This window comes from Gordonia sp. OPL2 (genome assembly GCF_003797825.1).
Lineage (GTDB): Bacteria > Actinomycetota > Actinomycetes > Mycobacteriales > Mycobacteriaceae > Gordonia.
The window spans coordinates 61,469-74,302 of the sequence record NZ_RKME01000014.1; the positions used below are offsets into that span (position 1 = coordinate 61,469).

General features: G+C 68.2%; 6 protein-coding genes. 3 read left to right on the forward strand and 3 right to left on the reverse strand.

Annotation, left to right across the window (positions count from 1 at the left end; genetic code table 11):
* Positions 1 to 62: 62 nt before the first annotated feature.
* Positions 63 to 296: an MbtH family protein gene (locus EEB19_RS14660; protein WP_187587478.1), complete on the forward strand. Its 234-nt coding sequence runs from the start codon at positions 63 to 65 to the stop codon at positions 294 to 296.
* A gap of 223 nt (positions 297 to 519) precedes the next feature.
* Positions 520 to 825 (forward strand): hypothetical protein, encoded by a 306-nt coding sequence (locus EEB19_RS14665; protein WP_187587480.1) that lies wholly within the window; start codon positions 520 to 522, stop codon positions 823 to 825.
* 105 nt (positions 826 to 930) lie between these two features.
* On the opposite strand, the gene EEB19_RS14670 is transcribed toward EEB19_RS14665, so the two are convergent.
* Genes EEB19_RS14670 through EEB19_RS26955 form a run of 3 tightly spaced genes read right to left on the reverse strand, consistent with a single transcriptional unit; the run spans position 931 to position 4,321 of the window.
* Positions 931 to 1,758 (reverse strand): ABC transporter permease, encoded by an 828-nt coding sequence (locus EEB19_RS14670; protein ID WP_187587482.1) that lies wholly within the window; start codon positions 1,756 to 1,758, stop codon positions 931 to 933.
* Positions 1,755 to 2,549, reverse strand: a complete 795-nt coding sequence (locus EEB19_RS14675; protein WP_187587484.1) for an ABC transporter permease — start codon at positions 2,547 to 2,549, stop codon at positions 1,755 to 1,757. The genes EEB19_RS14670 and EEB19_RS14675 overlap by 4 nt, the downstream gene beginning before the upstream one ends.
* Positions 2,546 to 4,321, reverse strand: coding sequence for an ATP-binding cassette domain-containing protein (locus EEB19_RS26955; RefSeq protein WP_262365676.1), 1,776 nt, complete (start codon positions 4,319 to 4,321; stop codon positions 2,546 to 2,548). Before EEB19_RS26955 ends, EEB19_RS14675 begins: the two co-directional genes overlap by 4 nt.
* Before the next feature lie 568 nt (positions 4,322 to 4,889).
* Between EEB19_RS26955 and EEB19_RS14685 the strand changes: the two genes are divergently transcribed.
* Positions 4,890 to 12,833 carry a non-ribosomal peptide synthetase gene (locus tag EEB19_RS14685; RefSeq protein ID WP_316245474.1) on the forward strand — a complete coding sequence of 2,648 codons (7,944 nt, stop codon included), beginning with the start codon at positions 4,890 to 4,892 and terminating at the stop codon, positions 12,831 to 12,833.
* Position 12,834: the final 1 nt, after the last annotated feature.

Below are 12,834 nucleotides of genomic sequence, written 5' to 3' on the forward strand. Positions count from 1 at the left end.
ACGCCGGTGGCGGCACACGACCGCCACCACCACAGAGAAGAGCGAGAGGAACGACCGAGCACATGACCAACCCGTTCGATGACGAGAACGGACGTTTCTACGTCCTGGTGAACGATGAGAATCAGCATTCGCTGTGGCCGACTTTTGCCGACATCCCAGCGGGGTGGACGAAGGTCTTCGGTGAGGATTCTCGGGCCGCGTGTCTGGAGTATGTGGAGAAGAACTGGACGGATCTGCGTCCGAAGAGCCTGATCGACGCCATGGAGGCCGACAAGGCCGCCTCCGGCGACGCCTGAGACAGCTCACGACCAGGCGGGCCGGTGGAGTTCGGGAATTCCTGATCTCCACTGGCCCGTTGCCGTGACAGCGGCCCCCACATCTGGGACGATTTCTCACACAGGGAGCTCGTAGGGTTCTCGTCGGTAGTCGCCCCGCCGCTCCCATGGATCTTCCGAGAGCGGGACTGACATGGTCGGTGACACCGGGCTATGGGGAAACGGGCCGTGGGGGAGCGGGCGGTTGCTCGCAACACAGCGGGAGGTCCGGCGTCGTGCCGAGATCACCCCCGGGCTCACCGCGGTCCGGTTCGGTGGCGAATCGGCCACCTACGGCGACCTCGCCGAGGCATTCACCGGATATGACACCGTCGCCGAGCGCAACGGACTGGGCATCGGGTCGTCGGTCGTCGCCTCGATCCTGCACTGTCTGCCCCGCATCGGGACGCTCGGTGAGCCGGGCGCCGTGGCCGGCGCGACCGGACAGGTCGTCGACTGGCTCGCCCGGGACATCGACGACGGATACGAGCAGATCGGCATCGTCGGCTGAGTGGGCCGATGGCGTTCACGGTGGTTCGGCTCGCGGTGGTTCGGCTGGCGGTGGTCCGGCTCGCGCGAATCCTTCGAGCCCGCGTGACCCGAGACGACCTGTGACTCAGCGGGCGGTCGCGGCCTTTCGATAGCCGCGCAGCGCCGGGTAGATGCACACCCCGATGATCACGATCGTCCAGATCGCGACTTTGATGGCGTCGTGACCGGCGGGTTCTCCGGTCGCGAGAGAACGCATCGCCTCGATCGTCGGCGTCATCGGCTGGTTCTCCACCACCGGTTGCAGCCACTCCGGATAGGCGTCGATCGGCGAGAAGCCGGAATTGAAGAACATCAGCACGCTCGAGACGAGCGACAGCAGCGGGACGAGGGGTGCCGACGGCTGCGCGCTGACCGCCAATGCCAGGACCAGGGTCGCGTAGGCGACGCCGAACATGAGCGAGACCCCGAAGATCCCGGCGACCGCGCCGACACCGCCGGTGATGTCGAAACCGATGGTCGTGCCGACCGCGATCAGCAGTGCGGTGACCACCACGATCCGGAAGACCTCACTGAGCAGGCGGGAGGTGAGGTCGGCGGCCCGGTTGATCGGCAGGACGTAGAGCCGCGCGAGGAGGCCGGTGCTGCGTTCCTGATTGAGACGGATGCCGGCCGCCACCGACCCGAACATGGCGCTGACAAGAATGACCAGGGGGACCGTGCCGTACGTGCTGTCCTCGCCGGTGGCGCTGCCGATGGCGTCGCCGAGGACCACCTTGAACATGATCAGGGTGAGGATCGGCACGATGATGAGCTGGATGAAGGTGCCCTTGTCGCGCACCATCACCGAGATCTGGCGCCATGCGAGCACCCCGCTCTGCGCCGCCCAGGCCCGGACCGATCGCTCGGCGGGTCCGGATGCCGGGTCGGTACCGGTCACGGTCAGGCTGGTCATCGGATCATCCTCCGCACACCGATGCCGGTGAGGACGATGCCGGCGACGGCCAGGCCGACGCACCACCAGATGGTCGGGGTCAGCACCTCGAGGGTCGCGGTACCGTCGCTGAGCGAACGCATCGAGGTGGCGAACTGCGAGATCGGCTGATTGCGGACGAACGGCTGAATCCAGTCGGGGAACTGACTCTCGGGCACGAATCCCGTCGACAGCATGCCCAGGATCAGGATCGGCAGCGACAGCGCCTGGCTGGTCGCCTCGGGGCTGTTCGACAGCAGGCCGATCGCGTCTGCGAGCACCGCGATCAGGATGCCGACCGCCATCACGACCGCGAACAACCCGACCGTGTCGAGCAGGCTGCCCTCCGGCCGCCATCCCATCACCAGCGACGTGGCCGCCGCGCAGACGACCGAGATCGCCAGCAGCACCGCGTTGGTGCCGAGACGCGCGAGCGTGGGTATCGCGGCGGGCATCGGCATGGTGCGGAAGCGGGTGTTGATCCCCTTCGTGGTGTCGACGGCGGCGCGCATGGCCGCCGACGACGCGACGAAGCTGACCGATTGCAGCGAGATGATCGGCATCAGGAACGCCGCGTAGTCCATCGACGGATCGGAGTCCATGATCGCTCGCAGCGGCAGATAGAAGCAGATCGCGAGCAGGATGGGCGCGACGAACGCGAAGATGATCTCGCCGTTGCGGATCATCGCGGCGAGGCCGCGGCTCGTCAGGGTCCACCACTGGACCGACGCGCGCGTCCTCGGGCGGTCGACGGAGACGGATTGCGTTGTCACGTCGTCGATTCCGGCCCGTCGGCGGCCGGTGCGGAGGTGGTGGCAGCGGTGTCGTCGACCCGCGGGGAGTCTGCCGTGGCGACCTCGGCACGAGCCGGATCGGTCAGTGCGAGGAAGACCTCGTCGAGGCTGGGACGCCGGAGCGCCACGTCCGACAGGCGGATGCCCGCGGTCGTGGTGCGCTGCACGATCTCCACCAGGGTGTCGGCACCGTCGGGGGCGGGCACGGCGACCGATGTCGCGGTGTCCGCCTCGGGACGTTCCGCCGGTCCCTCGGCGATCAGGTCGTCCAGGCAGGCCGTCAGCCGTGTCAGGTCGTGCGGGTCGGCCGGGGTCACCTCGTAGTGCGACGCGCCGGTCGCGGCCTTGAGTTCGTCGGCGGTACCCGAGGCGATCACCCGGCCGCGGTCGATGACCACGATGTGGTCGGACAGCGTGTCGGCCTCTTCGAGGTACTGGGTCGTGAGCAGGGTCGTCACGCCCTGATCGCGCAGTGATTCGACGAGATTCCACACCTCTTGGCGACTGCGCGGGTCGAGGCCGGTGGTGGGTTCGTCGAGGAACACGACCTCGGGTTGGGTGACGAGGCCGCACGCGATGTCGATCCTCCGGCGCATACCGCCGGAGTACTCGCCGACCTTGCGTTTGCCGGCAGCGGTGAGGTCGAAGGACGTCAGCAGTTCGTCCGCGCGGGCCCGGGCCGTCGCCTTCGGCAGCCCCATCAGCCGTCCGAAGAGGATGAGGTTGTCCCGGCCGCTGAGCGCCTCATCCAGTGCGGCGAACTGACCGGTCAGCATGATGGACCGGCGGACGCCTGCTGCATCGGACGCGACGTCGTGACCGGCGACGAGCGCTGTGCCGCCGTCGGGTTTGAGCAGCGTGCAGAGCATGTTGACCGTGGTGGTCTTGCCGGCGCCGTTCGGGCCGAGCAGGGCGAGGATCGACCCTTTGGCGACCGAGAAGCTCACACTGTGGACCGCGACGTGCTCACCGAACCGCTTCTGCAGGTCGACGGCCTGGATGGCGTACTCGGGGCCGGAGCCGTCCGAGCCGGGCACGTCGGCGGGGACGTCCTCGGCCCGATCGGGGGGCGTGTCGTCGGTGGCGGCGGCGGTCCCGGCGACGGTGTCGTCGGTTGCCCGCGATCGGTCGTCGACGACGGTGTCCGAATCGGTGAGCGCGCCGGTGACGGCGTCGGGTTCGGGAGTCATCTGCGCCGCGCGTGTCCTCGGGTCCGCGAGCGGGGCCCTCGGGCCGTGACCTGCATCGATGCCGCTGTCGGGGGACACGATCTGCCATCCGGTGGCCACGCTGGTGGGCGACGCCGGGCCGCCTTCGGGTACGGTCGGCAGAGGAATTGTGGGTGCATCGTCACCCGGCACGGCCGCATGTCGGGGTCGAGCCGGTCGGTCGACGCCCGCATTCTCGGTGGAATCTCTGTTGTGGTCGCGGGCACCGGCATCGTCGGGGCCGATCCGGTCAGGAGCGGGGTCGGGCGCGGCCTCGGAGTGACGGGCGGAAAACCGCGAGGGATCGACAGGAAGGTCGCCGGAGGTGAGCACATCCGGAACTGATGCCGACAGTGCGCTGTCGGCCGGTCCGCCGTGGGCCGGGCGCCGCGACGGCTGCGTGTCGGCGCGACGGCCGGTGGTCGACGCCGGGGTGGATGCGTTCGACCGGAACGTCGTCGTGGGTGCAGTCGTCCCGGATGCAGTCGAATCTCGTGCAGTCGTATCGCGTGCAGCGGTCGTCTCACGGGACTGCTCGGCCATCAACTACTCCTCTCGGGCCACCTCGGTTGCCGGAGCACACGGCCGGACGATCAAGACACGCGTACCTGGGCACCGGCGACGTACGGCCTGGCGTCACACCTCGGACTGGGGGAGAGCGTCCGTGTGGGCCAGGGTACCGAAATCATCGCCGATGTCCTCGCAGGACTGTCGTCGGAGGACACGAAATCATTACGACTGCGATCACAGTGTTCATACGTTTGGTCGACTCGGTCGACCGATCGGTAACGAACCGGGTGGCAGGATCGAATTCCTATCGTGAGCCAGTCCGTGATCAGCGATTTGCGTGGTCACTGAGGCGCACTGCCATTCAATCGAATCATGGTGAAGTTCGTTGTGGAAGGTGGATAATGACGCACACTGTTGCGAGGGAACAGCCTTCCCCCGGAACAGACAGCCCAACACGGTTCCGGTGTCGGTCGAACCGACCGATGCCTGATCGGGCTGGCCGATGACCTGGAAGAGAGAGGCAATGGGGTCAGTCGACAACTTCCACGACGGCACTGAGTCCGAGCTCGTACCTTTGGAGCTCACCGCTGCGCAGCGGGGTATGTGGTTCGCGGAGAATCTGTCGGCAGACTACTCCGTCACCGTTGCGCAATATCTCGATATCCGGGATCAGGATCGCCGATTGGATCGCGAGTTGTTTCGGCGCGCCGTCGTCGACAACGGCCGTGCGCAGGAGTCCGCGTTCACCAGGATCGTCGAGGTCAACGGCATCCCGATGCAGGTCGTCGACCAATCTCTCGACAATGATCTCGAATATCGTGATTTCCGTGGTCATTCCGATCCGGCGGCCGCCGCGATGCAGTGGATGAATGACGATTATCAGCGGCAAATGGATCTGCGAACCGACAAACTCGTCGTTTCCACACTTCTCCAGATCGCCGATGACCGCCATTTATGGTATGTGCGCGCCCACCATATTGCGCTCGACGGATATGCGGGATTGATGGCGGTTCAAGATGTCGTGAATCGATATAATGCCGCGGTCACCGGAACCGAATATTCTCCCAAGCCCGGCGCGTCATTGGCAGAACTCGTCGACGACGACAAGAAATACATCGAGGGCACCCGCCGCGTGTCGGACCGCGACTACTGGGTCGACCGCGTCCGCGACCTGCCCGAGCGGGTCACCCTGGCCGAGAGCTCGGTCGCCGCGGAGTTGTCCCCGCGCAACATCGTCGCGGGGTCCGAGTTGACCGCCACGCAGCAGGCCGACCTCGATCGCGTCGCCGCTGACCTCAACACCTCGGCCGCGGTCCTCCTCACCGCCGGGTTCTCCGCCTACCTCGCGCGGATGGCCGGCACCGACGACGTGGTCCTGAGCCTCCCCGTCACCGGCCGCGCGACCGCGAAGATCAAGCGGGCGAGCGGCATGCTCGCCAACATGCTGCCGGTGCGGGCGCGCGACATCTCGCATCTGTCGATGCGCACCCTCATCGATCAGGTCACCCTCGAGCTGACCGGCGCCCTGCGACACCAGCGGTACCGGTTCGAGGACATCCGCATCGACGCGGGACTGAACGACGCGAACACCGCCTCGTTCGGTCCGATCGTGAACCTCATGTTCTTCGACAAGCCCATCGAGATGGCCGGGGCGAGTGTCGATTACCAGATCCTGACGTCCGGCATCCTCGAGGATCTGCGGCTCAACGTCTACCAGGCGAGCCCCGGGGCGCGTCTGGTCGTCGACTTCCACGGCAACCCGAATCTCTATGCCGAGGACGAGCTCCGCGGACACCTCGAGCGGTTCCTGATCTTCCTCGACCGACTGTTCGCCGACCTCGACGCGCTCGTCGGCGCCGTCGACCTGCTGCGCCCCGACGAGAGTGCCGCGCTGACCCGCCTCGGTGAGGGGCCGGCGCTGGCCGAACCCGTCACCGACACCCATCTGCTCGCGGCCTTCGAGCGCACCGCGCGTGAGCATCCGGACGCGACGGCGGTCGTCTTCGAGGACCAGGTCTGGACCTATGCGCAGTTCGACCGGCTGCGACGCACGCTGGCCGATCACCTCGCGGACGCCGGGGCAGGCCGCGGCGACCACGTGGTGGTCGCGCTCGACCGTGGCGTCGCGCAGGTCGCCGCCATCTACGCCGTCCTGACCGTCGGTGCGGCCTACGTCCCCGTCGACCCGGCGCAGCCCGACGAGCGGCGCGCGCTGATCGTCGACACGGTCTCGGCGCGCGTCGTGCTCGATGCGGCGCGTCTGGCGTCCATCGGTTTCGACGTCCGCGGTGGCGACACCGAACCCGGTGACCATGCGGTCGTCGGCGGCGGAACCGAGGCGGCGTACGTCCTGTTCACCTCCGGCTCGACCGGCACCCCCAAGGGTGTCCAGGTCGCCCACGGGGCGGTCCTCAACCGCCTCGCCTGGATGCAGGAGAACTATCCGCTGACCGCGGGGGATCGGGTGCTGTACAAGACCCCGTTCACCTTCGACGTGTCGGTCTGGGAACTGTTGTGGCCGTTGGCCCGTGGCGCGTCGATGGTCATCGCCCGGCCGGACGGCCACCGCGATCCCGAGTACCTGCTCGACCTGATCACCTCCTGGAAGGTCGACGTCGCGCACTTCGTGCCGTCGATGCTCGACGTGTACACCGAGGTGCTCATCAACGACGGGCACCGGACCCTGCTCCCGCCCTCCGTGCGCCGCGTCTTCACCTCCGGTGAGGCGCTGCCGCGACTGCTGGCCGACCGGGTGCTCGGCGGGTCGTCGGCGGAGCTGGTCAACCTCTACGGCCCGACCGAGGCTGCCATCGACGTCACCGAGTACCGCGTCGTTCCCGGGGACGGCCCGGTCCCGATCGGTCGGCCGGTCGCGAACACCGACGTGCTGATCCTCGATCCGCGGCTGCAGCCGGTACCCGTGGGAGTGGCCGGCGAGCTCTATCTCGCCGGTTGTCAGCTCGCCGACGGGTACGTCGGGCGGGCCGATCTGAGCTCGGACCGGTTCGTCGCGAATCCGGCCGGAGGTCCGGGCGCTCGGATGTACCGCACCGGCGACCTCGTGCGCTGGGCCGACGACGGTCAGATCCACTACCTCGGCCGCACCGACTTCCAGGTCAAGATCCGCGGACAACGGATCGAGCCCGGCGAGATCGAGGCCGTTCTCGACGGCATGCCCGGTGTCGACGCGACCGCCGTGGTCGCTCGCACCGATCTCGGCCCGGGGCCGGTCCTGGTCGCCTACCTGCGCTCCGACGACGACTCCGTCAGCGAGGCCGCTGCACTGGCCTGGTGCCGACGGCACCTCCCGTCGCACATGGTCCCGTCGGCGGCGGTCCTGCTGGAGCAGTTCCCGATCAACGCGACCGGCAAGCTGGATCGCAAGCAGCTGCCGGCCCCGGAGTTGCGGCCCGTGGTGGGCTACGAGGCCCCACGCACCCCGGTCGAGCAGACGCTGGCCATGCTGGTCGGTGAGATGCTCGGCGTCGATCAGGTCGGCTTGCGCGACAACATCTTCAAGCTCGGCGGCGACTCGCTGATGGCGGCGCGTCTGGTCTCTCGCGCGCGCGTGGAGCACGACGTCCGGGTGGATCTGACCGACGTGTTCACCTCGGTGGACGTCGGCGAGATCGCCGAGCGGTCACGCGCCGGTGGCGCCGACGGCCGGCCCGCCCTGACGCGTGTGCACCCGCGCCCGGAGTCGATCCCGTTGTCGCACGCGCAGACCCGGCTGTGGTTCGTGAACCGGATGGATCCGGGTGCCGCGACCTACAACATGCCGGGCGCGGTGCGCCTCGGTCGCGACGTCGACGTCGCCGCTCTGCAGCAGGCACTCGTCGACCTGGTGGAGCGGCACGAGAGCCTGCGTACCCGGTTCGGGTCGCAGGGCGGTGAGCCGGTCCAGGAGATCCTCACGACCGAGGAGGCGGTGGCGTTCCTCGACATCGAGGTGGCCGCCGTCGACGATCGCCTCGACGAGGTCCTCGCGGGCGAGGCCGCCCGCGGCTTCGATCTCGCCCACGACATCCCGTTCCGTGCACGCATCCTGTCCGACCGGGACGGCGTCGTCGTGATGGTGGTGCTGCACCACATCGCCGGCGACGGGTTCTCGCTCATGCCGCTGATCCGGGATCTGTTCGCCGCGTACTCGTCTCGACGCGAGGGGGCGCAGGCCGGGCTCGCACCACTCGACGTGCAGTACGCGGACTTCGCGATGTGGCAGCAGCAGTTGCTCGGCGACACCGACAACCCGACCGGCGTGGCGGCCGAGGGGCTGTCGTTCTGGCAGGACGAACTCGCCGACCTGCCCGGCTTCCTGCCGCTGCCGACCGACCGACCGCGTCCCCATGTGGCAACCGGCGCCGGTGGCTATGTCGACACCGTCATCGACCCCGACCTCGCCGCCGCCGTCCGCACACTCGCGCGCGATCACAACGTCACGCCGTTCTCTGTGCTGCACGCGGCTTTCGCGGTGCTGCTGACCCGCTGGGCCGAGGTCGAGGAGGTCGCGATCGGTACCGCTGTCGCAGGCCGCGACGAGCCCGAGACCGTCGACCTGGTCGGCATGTTCGTCAACACGGTGGTGCTGCGGACCGCGTTGCGTCCCGACGACACGACCGCACAGCTCCTCGACCGCGCCCACACCACCCGGACGCGCGCGATGCGACACGCGTCGATCCCGTTCGAGCGGGTCGTCGAAGCAGTATCGCCGGAACGCTCGGCCGCCCACACCCCGCTGTTTCAGGTGTCGCTGACGATGCATCCGGGCCAGGCGGCCGCCCTCGACGAGTGGGTCGAGTCGGCCGAGTTGCTCGACACCCGCGTCCCTGCCGCCAAGTTCGACCTGTCGGTCACCGTGACCGATCAGGTCGGTGCGTCCGGGTTCGAGGTCGAATTGGCCTACGCATCAGATCTTTTCGATCACCGCACCATCGAACGGGTGGGCGCGCAGCTCATCACCGTGCTGCGGTCGATGATCGACGCACCCCACCGGCCGGTCGGCACCATCGACCTGCTCGACACCGGTGACGTCGCCGAGCTGACCGCGCCGGCCGAGTCCCGGGTGATCCCGGAAACCCTGCGCGACCTGCTGTTCAACGGTCTGGTCCAGTCGAACCCGGCGGCCGTCGCCATCAGCGGCACCTCCACCATCACCTGGTCCACGCTGGAGGCCAACTCGAATCAGCTCGCTCGCGAACTGGTGACGCGCGGGCTCGGCGCAGGCGACGTGGTGGCGATCTGCATCCCGCGGTCGCACCTGTCGGTCACCTCCATGATCGCCGTGGCGAAATCGGGTGCCGCGTTCGTCAGCATCGACCCCGGTCATCCGCCGGCTCGTCTGGCCGAGATCCTCGCGGACAGTGGCGCGTCGATGGGACTGACGTCGGCCGCGGTCCGTGCGCAGGCCCCGGCGGGCGTCGAGTGGCTGGCCGTCGACGACGAGGCGGTCGAACTGCAGCTCGCCGGACACAGCGGTGCGCGCCTGCACAGTGACGAACTCCGTCGTGTCCCGCGCGTCGACGACCTCGCCTATCTGATCTACACCTCCGGTTCGACCGGCCGTCCGAAGGCCGCCGCCGTCAGCCACGCCGGTCTGGCGAACCTGGTCGCCAACCAGAAGAAGATCCTGCGGCTCGATCAGCGCTCGCGCGTCTTGCACGTCGCATCACCGAGTTTCGATGCATCGATCTTCGAGATCCTGATGGCACTGGGTAACGGTGGCGAACTCGTCATCAGCCCGGCCGGTGTGTACGGCGGCGACGAGCTCGCATCGCTGATCGACCGGCAACGGGTGACCCATGCGGTGATGACCCCGTCGGCGCTGGGCACCCTGGAACCCGCCGCGGTCCCCAGTCTCGGACGCGTCATCAGCGTGGGCGAGGCATGCCCGCCGGATCTGATGCGCCGCTGGGCACGGGCAGGCCGGGCGTTCTTCAACCTGTATGGGCCCACCGAGGTCACCATCTGGGCCACCGCGGCGGGCCCCATGCACGAGGGCGACGAGGTCACCGTCGGCCGCGCAGTCCCGGGTGTCGGTGCGCTCGTCCTCGACCAGACGCTGCGCCCGGTTCCCGAGGGTGTCCCGGGTGAGCTGTATCTGTCGGGTATCCAGCTGGCACGCGCCTACCACCGCCGAAGCGACCTGACCGCAACACGATTCGTGGCCAGCCCGTTCGGTGACGGACAACGGATGTACCGGACCGGAGACCGCGTGGTGCGCACTGCCACCGGCAATCTGCGCTATGTGGGCCGGACCGACTTCCAATTGAAGATCCGCGGCCTGCGGATCGAGCCGGGCGAGGTCGACGCCGCGATCCTGCATCACCCCTTGGTCACCGAGGTCGTGAGTCTCGGGGTCCCCGGCCCGGGCGGTGAGGACGTCCTCGTCGCCTACGCGAAACTCGTCGACGGCGCCCCGGCCGAGCCCAAGCGCATCCTCGAGCAGGCGGCCACCCATCTGCCGGGATACATGGTTCCGCACGCCCTGGTGGTGGTGAAGGAGTTCCGCCTCACGACGTCCGGCAAGATCGATCGGAAATCCCTTCCGCCGGTGGACTTCACCGCATCGTTGCCCTATCGGGCGCCGAGTTCGCAGATGGAGGCGGTCGTCGCCGGGATCTTCGGTCAGGTGCTCGGTCAGGACCGGGTGAGCGCCGACGCGGATTTCTTCGACCTCGGCGGGAGTTCGCTGTCGGCCACGAAGGTGACGTCGCGGCTGTCGGCGTTGCTGGACCGTCAGGTCCCGGTGAAGCTGCTGTTCGAGCGGCCGACCGTGGCCACCCTCGCGCAGGCGCTGGCCGGCGGCCCGACCGGGCAGAGTGCCCCGCCGCTGCTGGCCCGTAGCCGTGCGGAACTGGTGCACGTCTCGGAGATGCAGCGCGGATTGTGGCTGGTCAATCGCGCCGATCCCGATTCGGCCGCCTACAACGTGGCGATGGCGTTGCGCCTCACCGGAGACCTGGACGTGGCCGCATTGCAGCTGGCCACCGCGGACATCGTGCGTCGCCACGAGTCGCTGCGCACCACCTACCCGATGATCAACGGCGAGCCGATCCAGGTGATCATGCCCGCCGACGTCGTCGAGAGCGATCTCACCGTCGAATTGCGCGAGGTGACAACGTCTCTCGAGGCCGCCATCGCGGAAGTCACGGGTGCGGGCTTCGACATCGCCTCCCGTCCGCCCGTACGGGCGGTGCTGCTGCGGGTCGCCTCCGACGAACACATCCTCGTCTTCGTGGTGCACCACATCAGTGCGGACGGCGCGTCGATGTCGCCGCTCGCGCGCGATCTGATGACCGCCTACGCCGCCCGCAGCAACGGTGCCGAGCCGGCGTGGAAGCCGCTGCCGGTCCAGTACGCCGACTTCAGTCTCTGGGTCTCCGAGCGGCTGGCCGTGCTCGACGCCGACGGCGTCACCGAGGGCGAGCGTCAGCTCGCCTACTGGGACGAGCGACTGGCCGGCGTTCCGGAGCGACTGGAACTGCCGCTGGACCACCCGCGGCCGAAGTCACCGAGCTTCGCCGGTGACGCGGTGAACTTCGAGATCCCCGCCGCGCTCGTCGGTCTGCTCGAGAACGTTGCCCGGCAACACCACACGACGCTGTTCATGGTCGTCCACGCCGCGTTCGCGGTCCTGCTCAACCGGATGTCGGGTCGCGACGACCTCGTCATCGGCACACCGTTCGCGGGCCGTGGTGAGCAGAGCCTCGACGACGTCGTCGGCATGTTCGTCAACACGCTGGCGCTGCGTACCCGGGTCAACCCCGGTGAGCAGTTCGTCGACCTCCTCGAACGTGTGCGCAACGACGACCTGGCCGACATGTCGCACACCGACGTGGCGTTCGACAACATCGTGTCGCGCACGCTGCCGAAGCCGCCGACCTCGTACAACCCGATCTATCAGGTGATGCTGGCGTTCCAGGACGTCGATTTCCCGACGTTGCAGTTCGATCGTCTGACGGTCGCACCGGTGCACGAGGAGCTGACGTCGGCGAAGGTCGATCTGCAGCTGACGTTGTTCCCCAACGACCCCGACCGGGACGAGCGCGGGGGAGCGATGCGGGCTCAGTTCCTCTTCGCCACAGATCTTTTCGAGCGCACCACGATCGAACGGCTGTCCGCACGCTACCTGCAGGTGCTCGAGACCGTCGCCGCCGATCCCGAACATGTCGTCGGCGACGTCAGCATCCGGCTGTCCGACGAGATCATGTCCGCGGCGCCGGAGTCCGACGCGGTCGAGGTCAGCCTGGCCGACCTCGTGTCGCAGGCGTCGGCGGCCGATCCCACCGCCATGGCCGTCAGCGGTGCCGCGACGTTGACCTTCGGTGACGTCGACATCATGGCGCAGGCGATGGGACCCACTGCGCCCGATGCGGATTCGGCGCTGACGATGGCACTGATGACCCTTGTGCCCGGCCTGGCCGAGGCTGGGCCGGAAGGCTTCGACGGTCTGCTCGGCGAGCTGCGGGACCGGGCCCGAAGCGTGGTGACACAGAACGAACATTCGACGGATTCGGTTGAGTCGGAAGGCAGCGAGCGAACGTGAC